The 20703-nt window shown below is 68.2% G+C and carries 16 protein-coding genes; all 16 read left to right on the top strand.

Translation table 11 applies throughout. From position 1 onward, the window contains the following. Nucleotides 1–244: 244 nt before the first annotated feature. The 16 genes from MKK49_RS04235 (at nt 245) to MKK49_RS04160 (ending at nt 20372) form a co-directional block, all read left to right on the top strand. On the top strand, nt 245–874 hold the full coding sequence (locus tag MKK49_RS04235; RefSeq protein WP_244026807.1) for a LemA family protein: 630 nt from the start codon (nt 245–247) through the stop codon (nt 872–874). A gap of 6 nt (nt 875–880) precedes the next feature. After that, nucleotides 881–1648 (top strand): TPM domain-containing protein, encoded by a 768-nt coding sequence (locus tag MKK49_RS04230; RefSeq protein WP_244026806.1) that lies wholly within the window; start codon nt 881–883, stop codon nt 1646–1648. Next, nucleotides 1638–2264, top strand: coding sequence for a TPM domain-containing protein (locus MKK49_RS04225; protein ID WP_244026805.1), 627 nt, complete (start codon nt 1638–1640; stop codon nt 2262–2264). Before MKK49_RS04230 ends, MKK49_RS04225 begins: the two co-directional genes overlap by 11 nt. 193 nt (nt 2265–2457) lie before the next feature. Beyond that, nucleotides 2458–4524 (top strand): carbon starvation CstA family protein, encoded by a 2067-nt coding sequence (locus tag MKK49_RS04220; RefSeq protein ID WP_244026804.1) that lies wholly within the window; start codon nt 2458–2460, stop codon nt 4522–4524. Nucleotides 4525–4529: 5 nt separating this feature from the next. Beyond that, entirely contained in the window at nt 4530–4754 is a 225-nt protein-coding gene (locus MKK49_RS04215) for a YbdD/YjiX family protein (RefSeq protein WP_244026803.1), read from the top strand. Nucleotides 4755–4985: 231 nt separating this feature from the next. Beyond that, nucleotides 4986–6275, top strand: coding sequence for a DUF898 family protein (locus tag MKK49_RS04210; RefSeq protein ID WP_244026802.1), 1290 nt, complete (start codon nt 4986–4988; stop codon nt 6273–6275). 184 nt (nt 6276–6459) lie between these two features. After that, nucleotides 6460–7401, top strand: a complete 942-nt coding sequence (locus MKK49_RS04205; RefSeq protein WP_244026801.1) for a M48 family metallopeptidase — start codon at nt 6460–6462, stop codon at nt 7399–7401. Between the two features lie 160 nt (nt 7402–7561). Next, on the top strand, nt 7562–10789 hold the full coding sequence (locus MKK49_RS04200) for an efflux RND transporter permease subunit (protein ID WP_244026800.1): 3228 nt from the start codon (nt 7562–7564) through the stop codon (nt 10787–10789). After that, entirely contained in the window at nt 10786–12063 is a 1278-nt protein-coding gene (locus tag MKK49_RS04195; protein ID WP_244026799.1) for an efflux RND transporter periplasmic adaptor subunit, read from the top strand. Before MKK49_RS04200 ends, MKK49_RS04195 begins: the two co-directional genes overlap by 4 nt. 97 nt (nt 12064–12160) lie before the next feature. Beyond that, nucleotides 12161–12934 carry an aminoglycoside adenylyltransferase domain-containing protein gene (locus tag MKK49_RS04190; RefSeq protein WP_244026798.1) on the top strand — a complete coding sequence of 258 codons (774 nt, stop codon included), beginning with the start codon at nt 12161–12163 and terminating at the stop codon, nt 12932–12934. 101 nt (nt 12935–13035) lie between these two features. After that, entirely contained in the window at nt 13036–14208 is a 1173-nt protein-coding gene (locus tag MKK49_RS04185; protein WP_244026797.1) for an MFS transporter, read from the top strand. A gap of 187 nt (nt 14209–14395) precedes the next feature. Continuing rightward, a complete protein-coding gene (rpmG, locus tag MKK49_RS04180) occupies nt 14396–14563 on the top strand; it encodes a 50S ribosomal protein L33 (RefSeq protein WP_018044575.1) in 168 nt (55 codons plus the stop codon). 150 nt (nt 14564–14713) lie between these two features. Then, the gene (gor, locus tag MKK49_RS04175; RefSeq protein ID WP_244026796.1) at nt 14714–16099 is read left to right on the top strand and encodes a glutathione-disulfide reductase; all 1386 of its coding nucleotides are present in this window, start codon (nt 14714–14716) and stop codon (nt 16097–16099) included. Between the two features lie 88 nt (nt 16100–16187). Beyond that, entirely contained in the window at nt 16188–18479 is a 2292-nt protein-coding gene (locus MKK49_RS04170; RefSeq protein ID WP_244026817.1) for an FdhF/YdeP family oxidoreductase, read from the top strand. A gap of 66 nt (nt 18480–18545) precedes the next feature. Continuing rightward, a complete protein-coding gene (locus MKK49_RS04165; RefSeq protein ID WP_056097244.1) occupies nt 18546–18845 on the top strand; it encodes an RNA polymerase sigma factor region1.1 domain-containing protein in 300 nt (99 codons plus the stop codon). A gap of 126 nt (nt 18846–18971) precedes the next feature. Further along, nucleotides 18972–20372 (top strand): class II 3-deoxy-7-phosphoheptulonate synthase, encoded by a 1401-nt coding sequence (locus MKK49_RS04160; RefSeq protein WP_244026795.1) that lies wholly within the window; start codon nt 18972–18974, stop codon nt 20370–20372. The last annotated feature ends 331 nt before the right edge of the window (nt 20373–20703 follow it).

Here is a 20703-nt window from a genome sequence, read left to right as displayed (position 1 = left end):
CCGCCTTGTCAACCGCGCGGCCATTCAACTGACGGTCATTCGAGGCCCGGTCGTTCAGGCGCCGCGATGGCGCCGCCGAATCCCGCAATAGGGATATCCGTCCGGGCCTTTCCTCGGCGCGGAACCCTTCCCGTGCCTGCGGCCGTACCTATCTGTCGCAGGGTACGGTCAAGCCCGCCTCGATCTCCACCCGGGTCGAGCTCAGGACCGTCCCGAGCCATCGTTGCCCTCAGGAGTTCCGTCCATGCATCCAGGCGCCGCCATCCACGCCGGGCCGTCCGTTTTCGGCCGGGTCCGCGCGGCGTTCGTCGCCCTGGCGCTCGCCACCACCCTGACGGGATGCGGTGCCATCAACCGCGTGCCGACCCTGGAGGAGAGCGCCAAATCCTCCTGGAGCGAGGTGCAGAACCAGTACCAGCGCCGGGCCGACCTGATCCCGAACCTCGTCGAGACGGTGAAGGGCTACGCCCAGCAGGAGAAGGACGTCCTGATCGGCGTCACCGAGGCGCGGGCCAAGGCCTCCAGCGTCAAGGTCGATGCCTCGACGGTGAGCGACCCGCAGAAGTTCAAGGAGTTCCAGGACGCGCAGAACCAGCTCTCGGGCGCCCTCGGGCGCCTGCTGGTGACCGTGGAGCGCTACCCCGACCTCAAGTCGAACCAGAACTTCCTCGCCCTGCAATCGCAGCTCGAAGGCACCGAGAACCGGATCGCCGTGGCGCGCCGCGACTACATCGGCGCGGTCCAGGCCTACAACACCGAGGTCCGCACCCTTCCGGGCCGCTGGATCGCCGCATGGTTCTACCCCGAGGCCAAGCCGATGGAGACCTTCACGGCGATGCCGAATTCCGAGCGCCCGCCGAACGTGAAGTTTTAGACGTCCATGCCGGTGATCCCGGGCCGGGGATTGCGTGCCCTCCTGCTCGGGCTCGCGCTCGTGGTGCAGGCGGGGCTGGCACTCGCCGCCGATCCGTCCTTTCCCGCACTGACCGGACGCGTCGTCGACGCGGCCGGCATCCTCAAGCCGGAGGACCGGGCCGGCCTCGAATCGAAGCTCAAGGCCTACGAGGACAGGACCTCCGATCAGGTCGTCGTCGCCACGGTGCCGGACCTCCAGGGTCTCACGGTGGAGGATTATGCCAACCGGCTGTTCCGGCACTGGGCGCTCGGCCGGAAGAAGGACGACAACGGCGCCCTGCTGCTCGTGGCGCCGAGCGACCGCAAGGTCCGCATCGAGGTCGGCTACGGCCTCGAGGGCGCCCTGACGGACGCCCTGTCGAAGGTGATCATCACCACGGCGATCACCCCGCGCTTCAAGGCCGGGGACTATGCCGGTGGCCTGAACGCCGGCGTCGATGCCGTGCTGGCGATCCTGTCGGGCGACGCCGAGACCTGGCACCGCAAGGCCGAGATCCGCCGCGACGAGGCCGATCCGGGCCAGGTGATCGTGTTCATCGTCATCTTCCTGGTGATCCTGTTCCTCGCCTACCGGATGAATCGCGGGCGGCGCGGCGGCGGCGGATTTGTGATCCTGCCCGGCCCGTCCTCCGGCGGATGGAGCGGCGGGGTCTCGGGTGGGTTCGGCGATGGCGGCGGGTTCTCCGGTGGCGGCGGCTCGTCGGGTGGCGGAGGAGCCTCGGGTGACTGGTGAGCCGATCCTGAGCCCGGCCGCGCGTGCGCGGATCGCCGAGGCGGTCCGGCGCGCCGAGGGGGCGACCTCGGGCGAGATCGTCGTCCTGGTCGCGGCCCGCGCGGGATCGTACCGCTCGGCGCCCCTGGCCTTCGCCCTGGCCTGCGGCCTCCTCGCACCCTGGCCGCTGATCCTGCTGACGCCGTGGAGTGCCGTCTCCATCGCCCTCGCCCAGGCCTGCATCGTCCTGGCCGCCCTGGCGGCCGGCCTGCATCCGCGAATGCGGATGGGGCTGGTGCCGCGCGCGATCCGGCGGGCCCGGGCGCACGAGGCGGCCCGGCGCGAGTTCTGCTCGCGCGGTCTGTCCCGCACGCCGGAGCGCACGGGCGTCCTGATCTATCTCGCCTGCGCCGAGGGCCATGCCGAGATCGTGGCCGATGCCGGCGTCGCCGCGCGGGTGCCGGCCGCCGCCTGGGAAGCGGCCATCGCGACGCTCCTGGCGGCCCTGCGCCGGGGCGAGATGGAGGCCGGCCTCGTCGCCGCCGTCGAACGGGTCGGGGCCATCCTCGCCGCCGAACTGCCCGACCGTGACGGCGGCCTCGATCTTCTTCCGAACCGGGTGATCGTCGTCGACTGACGCCGCGGCGGCGGCCGGGGCGGTGACCCTTCACAAATGGTGACCCTTCACAAACGGTGACACTTCACAAACGGTGACACTTGGCAAATGATGTTCGCGGATTGCGCGAGATGTCTGGCCCTCGCTGCGAAATTGCGTAACAAGGGGGCTTGACGATCTGCCAGCAAGGACAGGTCGCGGGAGCGAGACGTCGATGAGTGCGATCACCAAGCACGGGCCCTGGGCCCTCGTTGGAGCGTTGGGCGCCGCCGCCCTCGCCATCGTAGCCACCACCCGGGGCGAGACGGTCAACGCCCTCTGGATCGTCGTGGCGGCGGTCTGCACCTACCTGATCGCCTACCGCTACTACTCGCTCTTCATCTCCACGAAGGTCATGCGCCTGGACGACAGGCGCCAGACCCCGGCCCACGTTCACAACGACGGGCTCGATTACGTGCCCACCAACCGCAACGTGCTGTTCGGGCACCACTTCGCCGCCATCGCGGGCGCCGGGCCCCTGGTCGGCCCCGTCCTCGCCGCGCAGATGGGCTACCTGCCGGGCCTGCTCTGGATTCTGGCCGGCGTCGTGCTCGCGGGTGCCGTGCAAGACTTCATGATCCTGTTCATCTCGATGCGCCGGGACGGCCGCTCGCTCGGTGAGCTGATCCGCGCCGAGCTCGGGACCATCCCGGGCGTGATCGCGCTGTTCGGCACCTTCATGATCATGGTGATCCTGCTCGCCGTCCTGGCGATGATCGTCGTCAAAGCCCTGGCCGAGAGCCCCTGGGGCACCTTCACCGTCGCGGCGACGATCCCGATCGCCATGCTGATGGGGCTCTATGCCCGCTACATCCGCCCCGGCAAGGTCGGCGAGGTCTCCATCATCGGCTTCGTGCTGCTGATGCTCGCCATCGTCTACGGCGGCAACGTCGCGGCCGATCCGTACTGGGGTCCGTTCTTCACCTTCACCGGCACGCAGCTGTGCTGGATGCTGATCGGCTACGGCTTCGTCGCCTCGATCCTTCCGGTCTGGCTCCTGCTCGCGCCGCGCGACTACCTCTCGACCTTCCTCAAGATCGGCACCATCGTCGGCCTGGCGCTGGGCATCGTCTACGTCGCCCCGCACATGAAGATGCCGGCGGTGACGAAGTTCGTCGACGGCAGCGGGCCGGTCTGGGCCGGAACGCTGTTTCCGTTCCTGTTCATCACCATCGCGTGCGGCGCGGTGTCGGGCTTCCACGCCCTGATCTCGTCCGGCACCAGCCCCAAGCTCATCGACCGTGAGTCGGATGCCCGCTTCATCGGCTACGGCGGCATGCTCATGGAGAGCTTCGTGGCCGTGATGGCCCTGGTCTCGGCCAGCGTCATCGAGCCGGGGATCTACTTCACCATGAACTCGCCGGCCGGCCTCGTCGGCACCACGCCTGAGAGCGCGGCGGCCGCGGTGACGAAGCTCGACCCCGCCTTCACGATCACGGCCGCCGAGATCGCCCAGACCGCCGTCGACGTCGGCGAGCACTCGATCATCTCCCGCGCCGGCGGCGCCCCGACCCTCGCGGTCGGCATGGCCCACATCATCTCCTCGGCCATCGGCGGCAAGACGATGATGGCGTTCTGGTACCACTTCGCCATCCTGTTCGAGGCGCTGTTCATCCTGACGGCCGTCGATGCGGGCACGCGGGCGGGCCGCTTCATGCTGCAGGACCTGCTCGGGCTGGTCTCGCCGACGTTTAAGGACACCACGGCCTGGGCGCCCAGCATCCTGGCCACCGCCCTCTGCGTCGGCGCCTGGGGCTACTTCCTCTACCAGGGCGTCACCGATCCCCTCGGCGGCATCTACACCCTGTGGCCGCTGTTCGGCATCTCGAACCAGATGCTGGCCGCCGTCGCCCTGACGCTCGCCACCGTGGTGATCTTCAAGATGAAGCGCGAGCGGTATGCGTTCGTCACGATCATCCCCACCGTGTGGCTGTGCATCTGCACCCTCACCGCCGGCTGGCAGAAGATCTTCTCGGCCGACCCAAAGATCGGCTTCCTCTCGCATGCCGATCGGTTCTCGGCGGCGATCGCCGAGGGCAAGGTGCTGGCGCCGGCCAAGAACATGGCCGACATGCACAAGATCGTCTTCAACGACCGGATCGACGCGGCCCTCGCGGTGATGTTCGTCGGGCTCGTGGTGGCGATCGGCGTGTTCGGCATCAAGGCCTGCGTGAAGGCCTATCGCGCCGACCGCTGGACCGCCCTGGAAAGCGGCGGCCCCGCCGCGGTCGCCGCGGAGTAGACCCCATGGCGCTGTCGTCGACGGAATTGCGGGACCGTCTCAAGACCTTCTCGAAATGCGTCTGCGACGGCGCCCGCCTGATGGTGGGGCAGGGCGACTACGAGGCCTATGCCAGCCACATCCGCCGCACCCACGCGGACCAGGAGCCCATGAGCGAGCGCGAGTTCTTCCGCAACCGCGAGAACGCCCGCTTCGGGGTGGGGAATCGGAACGGATTCCGGTGTTGCTAGGGAGACCGCCGGCGTGACCGCTCGGCGGCCCGGCCCGAGACATGGTTTCGAGCACCGTTTCAATGGCGCCGGCCTGATCCTGTCAGGTCGGCGCCTCGCGTTTCGACCCTCCGAAAAATCAGCCGAATTACAACCGGACCGTGATAATACGCGCTCGGTGCACGCGGGACTATAGCCAGATCGCCCTACGGAGCTTAAGCATATCGCGACGGCTCTACGGACGACGTTGATATGGCTAAGTATACTGATACTGAAGACGCTCTCGCGGTGCACAGAACACCCGTTCGGTTCGATCGCGACCTTGTAGGTCTCGACCGGATCGTTGTTCGTGGTGCGCTCGTGTCGATGGTTACGCTCGGCGTGTACCGATTCTGGTACATGACTGAACTGCGGCGATTCTTCTGGTCTCGCACCCTGATTGCTGGAAGTCCCGCGCAATATACCGGGCGCGGCAGGGAATTATTCCTTGGATTTCTGATCGCGACGGGGTTCGTCCTCCCGATCTACCTTGCAATCTGGATCGCCGCGCTCTCGTTTCCGGAAATCGCGGACTTCAGCACGCTCCTGCTCGTCGTCGTCCTGTATCCCCTTGTTCAATACGCGAAGTACCGCGGGCGTCGTTACCGGACATCGCGCACCTCGTGGCGCGGCATACGTCTGAGCCAGGACGGCTCGGCGCTCGTCTATATGAGCAAGTCGGTCGGGTGGACGATGCTGTCCCTGGCGACATTCGGCTTGGCCTACCCATTCATGCGCGCGAGCCTCGAGCGTTATCGCATCACTCATACGTTGGTCGGCACGAGCCGGATGAGGTCAACGATCGAGGGACGAGTCCTGGTCAAGCCGTGGCTGATCTTTCACCTGTTCTCCATAACCCCCGTCATCGTGGCGGCGATCGCATTTCTGATCGCGGCGGATTTCACCATCCCGGGCGATCTCTTCGTGCCCGATCTCGCCGGCCCTCCCGGCAAGTTGACGATCAACGAAGATTACCTCGAAACCAACGTCGCTTTCTCGGCCGCGATTCTGCTGGCGACCGTGTTGATCTGCTTGTTGCTGGCGATCTTGCTCGGTCCATTCTACCGGGCGAAGGAACTCAAGGCGTTCCTGAACGCGGTGCGGCTCGATGAATGTCGTTTGGAGTCGAGGCTCAGGGCGCGCACGATTTATGCAGCCTACGGCTGGTACGCGCTCGCCTTCGCGGGCTTTGTCGGTCTTCTCCTGGTGATCACATCGGTGGTCCGACCCGCGTTGACTCAGGTGGGCGGCTATACGCCGACGCAATCGATCACCCTGGCGCTTCTCGTCCTCGCCTACCTGGCAGGGGCCTTTCTCCTGAACCTGCTCTACGTGAGGGTTCTTCAGGTCCGACTCTGGCGCGCGGTCGCCGAAACGACCGCGATCGAGAACGGGGACGTTCTGGAGGGAATCACGGCATCGAGACATCGCGCGGCCGGCGCCCTGGACGAGGGGCTGAGCGATGCAATGGGTGTCGGGAGTGCCTTGGAGGCAGGGCTCTGATGCGCGAGCCCGATCATGCGGGCCGCGCGCCGTGACGGCCCCTCCGACGGCGGGTGGCGCCTATTTCGATGGCTACGAGGCCAGGGCGCATCCCGTCACCCTGCATTTGTCCGACCATCTCGAAATCGTCGGACCGGATCTGTACCTCCGTTGGAATCCGGTCGATCTCGTCGCGGACGATGCAATGGCGCCCCTGTTGCGCGTCGGCCCGCGCTTCAAACAAGACCGGGTGGAAATCCAGGACGCGGCGTTCGGCGCCGCGCTGACGGCCCGGTGTCCTGGCCTCCATCGCAGCGCCACGACGGCGAAGGGAGCCCGTTTGCGGCTCGTCGTCTGGTCGATCGCCGCCGGGATCATCGCATTTGCGATGGCGCTCTACGGGATCCCGGCACTCGCCTCCCGCCTGGCACCGCTGGTGCCGTTCTTCATCGAGGCACAGTTGGGTGAGGCGGTCGACCGGCACGTCCGCTACCTCCTGGACTACCCTCCGCTCTGCGACGATCGCAGCGGACGTGCGAGCCTCGATCGTCTCGTCGCGCGGCTCGCCCAGGACGGCGGCCTGCCGGACGGGGTCCAGATCTCCGTCCGGGAGCATTCCAGCGCCAACGCCTTCGCGCTTCCCGGCCGACGGGTCATCCTCCTGTCCGCCCTGATCGACGCCGCGAGGACGCCGGATGAGCTCGCGGCGGTGCTGGCCCACGAATTCGGACACGTGGCCGTTCAAGACCCCATGCGCGCGCTGATCGCCGCCAGCGGCACGTCGATCCTCCTCAGTCTGGCCATCGGCGACCTGACCGGGTCCACGATCCTGATCGGATTGGGGCAGGCCACACTTGCGGCCGGTTACAGCCGCGATGCCGAGAGCGACGCCGATGCCTACGCGGTGAGTTTGCTGCAACGCGCGGGCGGCGATGCCTCGGCCCTGGCCACGATCCTCGAGCGCCTCGACGGAGAAGCGGATTCCTCGGCCCTGAGCATTCTCCGCAGCCATCCCTTTGCCAACGAGCGCGCCCGCGCCATCCGCTCCCTCGCGGGACAGGCACCGTCCGCCGGGCTCCTGAGCGACGAGGAGTGGAAAGCCCTGAAAAGCATCTGCGAGGTCGGATACGGGATGTCGCGTAGGTAACCGCGAGCCGCCGACGTCCAAGGAGCCCGACCATGCGGTGAGAAAGCATCCCGTACGTCATTCAGAAACAAAGTCTTGCGAGACCCTGTGCGGCGCGGCGCCACGGCTGCGTCGTGCACGCAACCGTGCGACCACGTGAGCGCAGGGTTTCGGAGACGGCATGGGTCTCGTTCAATACGCGCTGAAGTTCCGGATCACGATCTACGTGCTCGCCGTGCTGATGATGCTCGGCGGGGCGGCGGCCGTGGTAGTGGCGCCGAAGGACGTGCTGCCCACCGTCGATATCCCGGTGGTCGTGGTGGTGTGGACCTATAACGGCCTCTCCACCTCCGAGATGGAACGCCGGATCACCACCTACGCCGAGTTCTCGCTCTCCAACAACGTCAACAACATCGCCCGGATGGAATCGACCACCCTCCAGGGGACGGCGATCCAGAAGATCTACTTCGATGGAGCCGTGAGCATCGATCTCGCCATCGCGCAGACCGTCTCGGCGATGAACTCCATCCGCTCGACCATGCCGCCGGGCGTGCAGCCGCCCATCGTCCTGCGGTTCTCGGCCTCCTCCGTGCCGGTGATCCAGCTCTCGCTCGCCTCCGACCGCGAGAGCCTGACCAAGGTCTACGACTACGCCCAGTACCGCATCCGCCAGCGCCTGACCCAGGTGCCGGGCTCGACCCTGCCGTCGCCCTTCGGCGGCACCCCGCGCCAGATCATGGTCGACCTCGACCTCCAGGCCCTCCAGGCCCTCGGGCTCACGGCCCTCGACGTCACCAACGCGGTCACCGCCCAGAACCTCACGGTGCCCTCAGGGTTGGCCAAGATCGGCGAGCAGCAATACCCGGTGCAGCTCAACGCCTCGCCGGACGCCATCGACGCCTTGAACCAGATCCCCATCAAGGTCGTGGGCGGCCAGCCGATCCTCGTGCGCGACGTGGCCCATGTCCGCGACGGCGGCCCGCCGCAGGTCAACATCGTGCGCGCCGACGGCCTGCATTCGGTGCTGATGCGGATCTTCAAGAACGGCACCGCCTCGACCCTCGATGTCGTCAACAACGTCAAGAAGGCGCTCCCCGACATCCGCGCCGCCGCGCCGGAGGGCATGACCCTCAAGCCGCTGTTCGACCAGTCGGTCTTCGTCTCGGCGGCCATCGAGGGCGTGATCCACGAGGCGGTGATCGCGGCAGCCCTCACCGGGCTCACCATCCTGCTGTTCCTCGGCTCGTGGCGTTCCACCATCGTGGTGCTGGTCTCGATCCCGCTCTCGATCCTCACCTCCCTGGCGATCCTCGCGGCCCTCGGCGAGACCATCAACGTGATGACGCTCGGCGGCCTCGCCCTGGCGGTGGGCATCCTCGTCGACGACGCGACGGTGGCCATCGAGAACACCTACCGCCTGTTCGAAGAGGGTGAGCCGTTCCGCAAGTCCGTGGTCGAGGGCGCGGCCGGCATCGCCAAGCCGGCGCTGATCTCGACGCTGTCCATCTGCGCCGCCTTCGTGTCGGTGTTCGCGCTGACCGACACGCCGAAATACCTGTTCACGCCCCAGGCGCTGGCCGTCGTGTTCGCGATGCTGACCTCCTACGTCCTGTCCCGCACCCTCGTGCCCGTGCTCATCGACGTGCTGGTGGCGCGGGAATACGCCGAGCGCCACGGCGACGGGGTCGAACGCCCGCGCCGGGGCCGCATCGGCCGCGCCCTCGGCTGGCTCGGCCGTCCCGTCCTGCGCCTCGCCGGTTGGGTCCGCCACGGCTTCGAGGCGCGGTTTGCCCGCTTCCATCGCGGCTATGTCGGCCTCCTCCACGTGGTGCTGCGCCGCCGGATCGTGACGCTGGCCGTGGTCGGCGCCGTGCTGGCGGGCTCGGCCGGCCTCTTCACCTTCGTCGGCCAGGATTACTTCCCGCAGGTGGCGTCGAGCCAGATGACCCTGCACCTGCGCACTCGCCCCGGCATGCGCATCGAGACGGCGGAGCAGGTCTTCGCCGATGTCGAGCGCGTGGTCCGCGAGGTGATCCCCGAGGGTGAGATCGACCAGATCCTCGACAACATCGGCCTGCCGTCGAACAACTACAACTTCGCCTTCTCGGACGGCTCGTTCGTCGCCTACAACGACGGCCAGATGCTCATCAATCTGAAGGAGGGTCACGGCTCTGTGGCCGCCTACACCAAGCGCCTGCGCGAGACCCTGCGCGAGCGCTTCCCCGATGTGGTGTTCTACTTCCAGCCCTCGGACATCATCACCCAGATCCTCAACTTCGGCACCCTGGCGCAGATCGACATCCAGGTCTCGGGCCGCAACACCGCCAAGGATCTGGAGGTCGCCCAGACCATCGTCCGCCGCCTCAAGGCGACGCGCGGGGCCGTCGACGTCCACCTCCACCAGATCGTCGGGACGCCGCAATTCTTCGTCGACGTCGACCGCAAGCTCGCGTCCGAACTCGGCCTGACCCAGCAGCAGATCGCCCAGGGGCTCAACGTGTCCCTGTCCGGCTCCTTCCAGGTGACGCCGAACTTCTGGACCGATCCGAAGACCGGCATCCCCTATCAGCTCTGGGTCCAGACCCCGGAATTCCGCAACGACTCGCTCAACGCCCTCGAGAACACGCCGCTCCTCGTCCAGGGCGGCCCGGAGGCGCCGGGCGTCCTGACCCTGCTCTCCAGCGTCTCCACCATGCGGCGCGAGGGCAGCCAGACGGTGATCAACCACGTCAACACCCAGCCGACCTTCAACATCTACGCGGCGGTGCAGGATTCTGATCTCGGCTCGGTGGCGCGTGAGATCCGCACCATCGTGGCAGACGAACAGAAGAACCTGCCGGCCCCCGACAAGATCACCGTCCGGGGCCAGATCGAGAACATGCAATCGGCCTTCACCCGCCTGCAGGTCGGGCTCGCCATCGCGCTGGTGGCCGTCTACCTGCTGATGGCGGTGAACTTCCAGAGCTGGGGCGACCCGTTCGTGGTGCTGGCGGCCCTGCCGCTCGCCTTCTGCGGCATCGTCGCCAGCCTGTTCATCACCGGCACGACGATCTCGATTCCGTCGCTGTTCGGGGCGATCATGTCGGTGGGCATCGCGTCGGCCAACTCGATCCTGCTGGTCACCTTCGCCAAGGAACACCGGGAGGCCACGGGGTGCGGGGCGGCCGAGGCCGCGCTGCTCGCCGGCGAGACCCGCCTGCGGCCGGTGCTGATGACGGCGGGCGCGATGTTCCTCGGCCTCATCCCCATGGCTCTCGGCACGGGGGAGGGCGGCGAGCAGAACGCCGCCCTGGCTCGCGCCGTGATGGGGGGCATCGCCGTCGGCACGCCCTCGACCCTGCTGTTCGTGCCGTTCCTCTACGCCCTCCTGCGCCGGGGCGAGGTGCGGCCCCTGGAGGACTACGCGTGACCCACGGCCCCCGCGACCCGTCCGATATCCCGCCGCCGCCGCGTGCCGGGCCGTTCGTCCTCGTCGGCCTCGGGGTCGCCGGGCTCCTGGCCTGGGGTGGCTACGGCCAATGGCAGCAGCGCGCCGCCGCCGCCGAGACCCAGCGCAAAATCGAGACCCACGTGCCGCATCTGCGCACGGCCACCGTGGAGCGGGCCGACAAGCCCCTGGAGATCACCCTGCCGGGTCAGACCGACGCCTTCGCCCGGGCCGCGCTCTATGCCCGCGCCACGGGCTACATCGCCGAGCGCCGGGTCGATATCGGTTCGCGCGTGCGCAAAGGCGACATCCTCCTGCGCATCGCAGCACCCGACCTCGACCAGCAACTGGCCCAGGCCGAGGCCCAGGTCGGCCAACTCGAGGCGCAACTCCTCCAGGCCCGCTCCATGGTCGATCAGGCCAAGGCCAACGTGAATCTCGCCAACGTCACCAATTCCCGCACCTCGACGCTCGCCGGCCAGGGCTGGGCCTCGAAGCAGAACGCCGACAATTCGCAGGCGAGCGTGCTGAGCCAGACCGCGACCCTCGCCTCGGCCCAGGCGGGCGTGAAGGTGGCGGAAGCCAACATCAAGGCGCAGACCGCCACCGTCGACCGGCTGAAGGCCCTCACGGGTTTCAAGGACATCGTCGCGCCGTTCGACGGGGTGATCACCACCCGCGGCGTCGATGTCGGCGACCTCGTCCACGCCGACGGCACCGGGACGGCGCTCCTCAGCATGGACCGCGACGACGTCCTGCGTGTCTCCGTCAACGTGCCGCAGAGCGCGGCGTCCGGCATCCGCGAGGGGCTCGACGCGTCGGTGCGCGTGCCGCAGATGCCCAACCGGGTGTTCTCCGGCAAGGTCGAGCGCAGTTCCGTGGCCCTGCGCCTGTCGTCGCGCACCCTCACCACGCAGGTCGACGTGCCGAACGCCGACTTGGCCCTGCGCGCCGGCCTCTACGTCTCCGTCACCTTCAAGGTGCCGCGCACCCAATCCATCGCGGTGATCCCGGCCGAGGCCCTGGTGTTCAACCAGCGCGGCACCCAGGTCGCCATCGCGGGTGATGACGGGCAGGCGCGCTGGCGCAATGTCCACGTCCAGCGCGACCTCGGCACCGCCCTGGAGATCGACCGGGGCCTGGAGGGCGGCGAACAGATCGTGCTCAGCCCGCCCGCCGACCTCCGCGACGGCCAGAAGTTCGAGCGGCAAACCCCTAAGACCGACGACAAGCCGGTGACGGCGGCTGCGCGATAGGGCTCGCGGCGCATCCGCGCCGAATTCGTCCGTCAGTGTCACGGCCCGCCCGCGAATCGCCGATCTCCGGGCCGGCGGGCGTGAACGGGAGGGCGCGATGCAGCGGACCGTCGATGCGTATCGCGCTCTTTTCCGGCGACCCGGTGCCCCGACACCGGTCGGCCTCTATCTCGTCGGCTCCGTGGTGCTCGGCGATTTTCAGCACGGACGCAGTGACGTGGACGTTGTCGCCGTGCTGCCGGAGCCGCCCGATGCGACGGCGACGGCGGCCCTCGCCGTCCTTCATCGCGCGATGGCGGAGCGGGGCGAGCCGACCCTCGACGCCGTCTATCTCACCGTCGAGCGCCTTCGCGCCCCGGACCAGGATGCGCTCCCGACGCCGTTCGTCGTCAAGGGCGTCTTCCACGCCGACCGGGCATGTCCCGAACTCCATGCCGTCCTCAGGCAGTGCCTCGTCGAGCACGGCCGCGTCGTGTTCGGCCCGCCGGTGGCCACCCTGGGCGTGCCGGTGGATCGGTGCGCGACGGCGCGTCATGTCCGGTCCAATCTGCGGTCGTACTGGCAATCGTGGATCGATGAGGCGGCCGAGACCCTGGCCGGTCGCCGGCCCGATGGCGATGCCGCCGTCGCGGCCCTCTCATGGGGGGCGCTCGGCGTGGCGCGGATGGCCGCCACCCTGGAGACCGGCACGATCGTCTCGAAGAGCGCGGCCGGTCGCTGGGCCATCGCGCGTTTCCCCGATTGGCGTGCACCCCTCGAACTGGCCCTGGCCGAGCGACGGGGGCTGATCGCGCGTGCGAACCTCGACGCGGCCGATCACGTGCTCGCATTCATGCGCTTCATCGTGTCCCGCTACGGGCCTGAACCGTAGCCCGGGCGGCGCGCGCCGGAGGTTGCGTTCGCGGGCGCCGGGGGCGAGAAAGCCGGCCCAGAGCCGCCGCGCGGCTTGCCCAGGACCCGCCCTTACCCTTCATGCTCGTTCAGACCCCGCCGGCGCCGGAGGATCGCGCCCGCGTCGCCTCGATCACCGCCGCCATCGTCTGCGTCGCCGTCGTCGGCATCGGCCTCAGCCTCACCATCCCGCTCCTGTCCATCGAGATGGCCAGGATGGGCGCGTCCAGTACCCTCATCGGCGTCAACACCGCCGTCGCCGGCCTCGCCAGCATCCTCACGGTGCCGTACGTGCCGCGGGTCGCCGCGCGCATCGGCGTGGTCCGCCTGCTGATCCTGGCGCTCGGCCTCGGCGCCCTGATGCTCACGGGCTTCAAGCTGTTCCAGGACATCGCCTGGTGGTTTCCGCTGCGGTTCGTCTTCTCGGCGACCCTCGGCGCCCTGTTCGTCCTCTCCGAGTTCTGGATCAGCGAGGCCGCCCCGCCGGCCCGGCGCGGGCTGGTGATGGGCATCTACGCGACCGTGCTGGCGCTCGGGTTCGCCGTCGGCCCGACCCTGCTCGCCTTCCTCGGCACGGAGGGCTACGCGCCCTACCTCGCCGGCTCGGGCCTGTTCCTCGCCGCCATGGTGCCGTTGCTCCTGGCGCGCGGTCTCTCGCCCGAGATCGGGCAGGGCGGCAGCCGCTCGATCCTGGCGTATCTGCGCCTCGCGCCCGCTGCGACGGGCGCCGCCCTGGTCTACGGCGCCGTCGAGACGGGCGGGTTCGCGATCCTCCCCCTCTACGGTCTGCGGCTCGGCTACGACGCGCAGACGGCGGCCGGCCTCGTCTCCGCCCTGGCGCTCGGCAACGTCCTGTTCCAGATCCCCTTCGGCTGGCTCGCCGACCGCATCGACCGGCGCATCGTGCTCCTGGCCTCGGCCCTGTGCGGCGCGCTCGGCTCGATCCTGATTCCCGTGGCCTCGGCCTCGTTCCCGGCGCTGGTGGTTCTGCTCTTCGTCTGGGGCGGTCTCGCCGGCACCCTCTACACCGTGGGGCTGGCTCAACTCGGCGCCAGCGTGCGCGGACCGGAGCTCGCCGGGGCCAACGCCGCCTTCGTGCTGCTCTACAATGTCGGCCTCATGGTCGGCCCCCCGCTCATCGGCGGCGGCATGGATCTGGTGCCGCCCCAGGGCTTCGCCTACACCCTGTGCGCCCTGTTCCTCGCCTATGCGGGCGTCGTGGCCTGGCGCCTGCAGGGCTATCCCCGGCCTTGACGAAACCCGAGCGATGGGGCAATCACCCGCCGGTATTCGTGCCTCTCGCGAAACTCCCGTCGCGCTGTCGTGGCCGAGGGGAGCGCTCCCGGTGATCGGGAGTTTCGTGAGGATCACTCCGCCGGCCCAGGCCGGCCCTTTTGCGTTTCGCTGATGCGGAATGCCGCCATCACAGGAGCGCCGCGCCATGGCCAAGGCCGTCACCGTTAAAGTCAAGCTGATCTCGACCGCCGACACGGGTTACTTCTACGTCACGAAGAAGAACTCCCGCACGCAGACCGAGAAGCTCTCCATGAAGAAGTACGACCCCGTCGTGCGCAAGCATGTCGACTTCAAGGAAACCAAGATCAAGTAAGCCGCAGCCGCATCGCGCCGGCCATCGGGCCGCTTCCCCGCGCGGGGAAGCGGCCTTTTTGTTGCGCCGACGCCGGACCGTCACGGTTGAAGCCGGGCGAGGTTCGGGCGATGGAGGGCATCCATCGCAGCCGTTGCCGGGACGAACCTCATGACTCAGGACTTCGACGTCGATCTGTTCGTCATCGGCGGCGGCTCCGGCGGCGTGCGGGCCGCGCGGATCGCGGCGGGCTACGGCGCCCGGGTCCAGCTCGCCGAGGAGTACCGGGTCGGCGGGACCTGCGTGATCCGCGGCTGCGTCCCGAAGAAGCTCATGGTCTATGCCGGCCGGTTCCGCGACGAGTTCGAGGATGCCGCCGGCTTCGGCTGGACCGTGCCCCAGCCGCGCTTCGACTGGAGCGTGATGAAGCGGCGGCGGGACGCCGAGGTGACCCGGCTGGAGGGCATCTACGGCACCAACCTCGGCAAGGCCGGCGTCGCGGTCGTGCCCGAGCGCGCGGTGATCGAGGATGCCCACACGGTGCGCCTCGTCGCCTCGGGCCGGCGGGTGCGGGCGAAAGTAATCCTCGTGGCCGTCGGCGCCCATCCGGTGAAGGTGCCGGAGGTGCCCGGCTGCGAACTCGCCATCACCTCCGATGACGTCTTCGAGCTGGAGACCATGCCCGAGCGCATCCTCGTCGTCGGCGGCGGCTACATCGCCGTGGAGTTCGCCGGCGTGTTCGCGGCGTTGGGTTCCCGCACCACCCTCGCGCATCGCGGCGACCGGCTCCTGCGCGGCTTCGACGACGAGATCCGCGACGCCCTCGACGAGGCCTACGCCAAGCGCATGGACCTGCGCCTCGGCACCAGCGTCGAGCGCCTGGAGCGCGTCGCGGGCGGCCTCGCCGTGACCCTGAGCGACGGGACGAATCTGGAGGTCGACCAGGTTCTCTACGCCACGGGCCGGCGCCCGAAGGTCGAAGGCCTCGGGCTCGACGCCGTGGGGATCCCCCTCGACGCGGCCGGCGCGATCCCCGTCGATGCGTTCTCGCAGACCTGCGTGCCGTCGATCTACGCAGTGGGCGACGTCACCAACCGGGCGGCGCTGACCCCTATCGCCATCCGCGAGGGCCACGCCTTCGCCGACACGGTGTTCGGGGACAAATCCTGGGCCGTCGATCACGACCTCATCCCCACGGCCGTGTTCTCGACGCCCGAGATCGGCGTCGTCGGCCACAACGAGAACACGGCGCGCGACCTCTACGGGAGGATCGACGTCTACCGGTCGAGCTTCCGTCCGATGAAGGCGACCCTGTCGGGCCGCGACGAGAAGGTCCTGATGAAGGTGATCGTCGATTGCGCCAGCGACCGGGTCGTGGGGGTCCACATCCTCGGCCACGACGCCGGCGAGATCATCCAGGCGGTGGGCATCGCCGTGACCATGGGGGCCACCAAGGCGGATTTCGACCGCACCATCGCGGTCCACCCGACGGCGGGCGAGGAACTCGTCACCATGCGCACGCCCGTGATCACCAAGCGCCCGGAGGGGGTCGGCTAGCGCGCACCGTCGCAGCCGGGAACAGGGTCGGTCCGGCGCCGGTTGCCGAGTGAGCAATCGCGTGACCGGACACCCCATGACCGACAAGATGGCCGACCCGAAGATCGAACCCTATACCGGTCCGGCGGGCGGCTGGGGCTCCGCGTCGTCCTTGGCCGAGATCCTGCTGCGCGAGGAGATCCCGGTCTCGGGCGCGGCCCTCCTGCTGAAGCAGAACAAGCCCGACGGCTTCATGTGCACGTCCTGCGCGTGGTCGAAGCCGAAGAAACCCGCCGCGTTCGAGTATTGCGAGAACGGCGCCAAGGCCACGGCCTGGGAGCAGACCACCAAGCGCGTCGGACCGGACTTCTTCGCCGCGCACACGGTGACGGAGCTCCTGGGCTGGACCGATTATGCCCTCGAGGAGAAGGGCCGCCTCACCCATCCCCTGCGCTACGATCCGGGAACCGACCGCTACGTTCCGGTGCAATGGGCCGACGCCTTCGCGGAGATCGGGCGCGAATTGCGCGCCTTGGATCCGAAATCGGTGGTCTGCTACGCCTCCGGCCGGGCGTCCCTCGAAACCTCTTACATGTACGCCCTGTTCGCGCGGCTCTACGGCAACAACAACCTGCCCGACTCGTCCAACATGTGCCACGAGCCGACGTCGGTCGGCCTCAAGGCTTCCATCGGCTCGGCCGTCGGCACCACGGTCCTGGAGGATTTCGAGGCCACCGACCTGATCCTGTTCTTCGGCCAGAACGTCGGCTCCAATGCGCCGCGCATGCTCCATCCCCTGCAGGACGCGCGCAAGCGCCGGGTTCCGATCATCACCTTCAACCCCCTGCGCGAGCGCGGCCTCGAGCGCTTCACCAACCCGCAATCGCCCATCGAGATGGTGACCCGCAGCGAGACCCGGATCTCGACGCAGTACCATCAGGTCAAGGCCGGCGGGGACATTGCCGCCATGACCGGCATGTGCAAGGCGCTGTTCGCCGCCGACGACGAGGCCAGGATCGTGGGTCGGCCGCGTCTCCTCGACGTGGCTTTCATCGAGGAACACACCCACGGGATCGACGCCTTCAAGGCCTATTGCGAGGCGCAGGACTGGGCCGCCCTGGAGGCGCGGTCCGGCCTGACGCGGGAGGCCATCGAGTCCGCCGCTACCGTCTATGGTCGTGCGCGCGCGGTCATGGGCGTCTACGGCATGGGCCTGACCCAGCACCGCAAGGGCACCGAGGCGGTGCAGATGCTGGTCAACCTCATGCTCCTGCGCGGCAATGTCGGACGTCCCGGCGCCGGCCTCTGCCCCGTGCGCGGCCATTCCAACGTCCAGGGGCAGCGCACGGTGGGCATCACCGAGAAGCCCGAACTCGCACCCCTCGATAAGCTCGCCGAGCAGTACGGCTTCGCGCCGCCGCGCGAGAAGGGGCTCAACACCGTCGAGGCCTGCGAGGGCATCCTCGGCGGCTCGGTGAAGGCCTTCATCAGCCTTGGCGGCAACTTCGTCCGCGCGATTCCCGACACCGTGCGGATGGAAGAGGCGTGGCGGCGCATGCGCCTTACCGTGCAGATCTCGACGAAGCTCAACCGCTCCCACCTCGTCAACGGTGCGGTCGCCTACATCCTGCCCTGTCTCGGCCGCATCGAGATCGACGCACAGGCGAGCGGCCCACAAGCCGTGTCGATGGAAGACTCGACCTCGTGCTTTCATGGCTCGCGCGGCGTGACGCGGCCCGTGAGCGCCCATGTCCGCTCCGAGCCGTGGATCGTCGCCGAACTCGCCAAGGCGACGCTGCCGCCTAACCCGAAGGTGACCTGGGACGCCTGGGTCGGCGACTATGCCAAGGTCCGCGACGCCATCGAGGCGACTTATCCGAGCGTGTTCCACGATCTCAATGGCCGGATGTTCGATCCGGGTGGCCTGCACAAGCCGATCCCGGCGCGTGAGCGCAAGTGGGAGACCGAGACCGGCCGGGCCAATTTCATCGTGCCGGAAGGCCTCGACGAGGACCCGGACATGCCCGCGCGCGGCCCCGACATCCTCGATCTCATCACGCTCCGCTCCAACGATCAGTTCAACACCACCATCTACGGCTACGACGACCGCTTTCGCGGTGTGAAAGGGACGCGCACGATCCTGTTCATGAACGCCGCAGACATGGCCCGGATCGGCGTGCGCGACGGCGAGACCGTGGATGTCTCCACACCGTCCGATGACGGAATCGATCGTTCGGTGAAGGGCTTGCGGGTGATCCAGTACGACATCCCGCCGGGCAATTGCGGTGGCTACTACCCGGAGCTGAACCCGCTGATCCCCCTGTGGCACCACGACGAGCAATCGAAGACCCCGGCGGCCAAGGCGATCCCCGTCCGGGTCGTGGCCACGGCCGCGCATTGAGGCCCGCGCGCACCTGGCCTAACTTCGCTCCCTCAACGCGCGGCTTCTCCGACCCATAACGGCCCCATGGAACAGCACGACGACGCGCACGATCGCCGTCAGGTGATCATCGACCGGATGCTGGCGGAAGCGCTGCATCCCGTCGACGACTATCGCCTGCCGAGCCACGACGCCCTGCCGCCGGACATGCGCAAGGCGGTGGACGCACTCCTGGCCAAGGCGGAGGCCCAGCGCGTCCGCCGCCTGACCTACGAGGATCTGGAAGAGGCCCTGCCGCCCCGGGACGTCACCTCGGAGGATCTGGAGGCGATCTTCTGGATCCTGTCCGAGCACGGCATCGCCATCGAGGACGGCGACGTGGCCTGATCGCGAAGCAGGTCAGCCCGCCGCTCCGGCTACCTCGCCTCCGCGGAAAAACCGCTCTATAAGCCGCGCTTTCCATGCAGCATCGTGTTGCGCGAAAAGCCGGCCGAGGGGTGGCGGGAGACAATCATGGGCGAGCGTTGGACACCGAAGACGGGTTGGTCGCCGAAGACGTGGCGGAATCTGCCGATCCAGCAGGTGCCGGCCTATCCGGATGCCGCCGCCCTCGAAGCGGTCGAGACCCAGCTCGCGAGCTTTCCGCCCCTCGTTTTTGCAGGTGAGGCCCGCAAGCTGAAGTCGGCGCTCGCGCGCGTGTCGACGGGCGAGGCCTTCCTGCTCCAGGGCGGCGACTGCGCCGAGAGCTTCGACGAGCATTCGGCCGACAACATCCGCGATTTCTTCCGCGTGTTCCTGCAGATGGCCCTGGTGCTCACCTTCGCGGGCGGTTCGCCCGTGGTGAAGGTCGGCCGCATCGCCGGGCAGTTCGCGAAGCCGCGCTCGTCGCCCACCGAGACCCTGGGCGGGGTGAGCCTGCCGAGCTACCGCGGCGACATCGTCAACGGCCTCACCTTCACGGAGGAGGCGCGCATCCCCGATCCGCGCCGGCAGCTCGAGGCCTACCGCCAGTCGGCCGCGACCCTCAACCTGCTGCGCGCCTTCGCGACGGGCGGCTACGCCAACCTCGAGAACTCGCATCGCTGGATGCTGGGCTTCGTGAAGGATTCACCGCAATCGGCCCGCTACGCCGATTGCGCCGAGCGCATGACCGAGACCCTCGACTTCATGCGCGCCATCGGGATCAACCCCGAGACGCACCAGGAGGTCCGAACCACGGACTTCTACACCAGCCACGAGGCCCTTCTGCTCGGCTACGAGGAGGCGCTGACCCGCGTCGATTCCACGAGCGGCGACTGGTACGCCACGTCGGGCCACATGCTGTGGATCGGCGACCGCACCCGGCAGGCCGACCACGCGCATATCGAGTACGCGCGCGGCATCAAGAACCCCATCGGCCTGAAGTGCGGGCCGTCGATGACGGCCGAGGGCCTGATCGGGCTCATCGACCAGTTGAACCCGGCCAACGAGGCCGGGCGCCTGACCCTGATCTGCCGCTTCGGCGCCGACAAGGTCGGCGACCACCTGCCGGGCCTGATCCGGGCGGTGGAGCGCGAGGGCCGCAAGGTCGTGTGGGTGTGCGATCCCATGCACGGCAACACCATCTCGGCCGGCGGCTACAAGACCCGTCCGTTCGAGCGGGTGATGCAGGAGATCGAGAGCTTCTTCGGCATCCATCGGGCCGAAGGCACCATCGCGGGCGGCATCCACCTGGAGATGACCGGCAAGGACGTGACCGAGTGCACGGGCGGCGCCCGGGCGCTGACGGCCGACGACCTGCAGGACCGCTACCACACCTACTGCGATCCGCGCCTCAACGCGGAGCAGGCTCTGGAAGTCGCGTTCCTCACCGCCGAACTGGTGAAACGCGAACGCGCCGAGATCGAGCGTCCCCGCCTCGACGCGGCGGAGTAAGGAACAGGCCCCGCTCGACGGGGCCTTTTCTATTTCCTATCCAAGACTGATGTTGCGTGCGAAGTGCCTAATGCAACCAGCCCGTGAAGAAGTAAATAATCAGGATGATCGGCAAGGGAATGCCGATGAGCCAAAGCAAACCACCCTTAAACATGACGCAACTCCCGTGGAGACATTTGCTCTCCAACGGGCCGGATCGGGAATCGGTTCCTGCTCGTGTGGCGATGGGTTGGGGATCACGCAGCCATACGGTTCTGGTCGATCAGTTTGATTGAACCGGCCGATCGCTGAACGATGAGGTGCGGCGCGGGTCCGCTCTCCTTTCAGGCTC

Source organism: Methylobacterium sp. J-090, assembly GCF_022829345.1.
Lineage (GTDB): Bacteria > Pseudomonadota > Alphaproteobacteria > Rhizobiales > Beijerinckiaceae > Methylobacterium.
The sequence above is the reverse complement of the archived record's forward strand: the minus strand, read 5'-3'. Positions and strand labels throughout refer to the sequence as shown.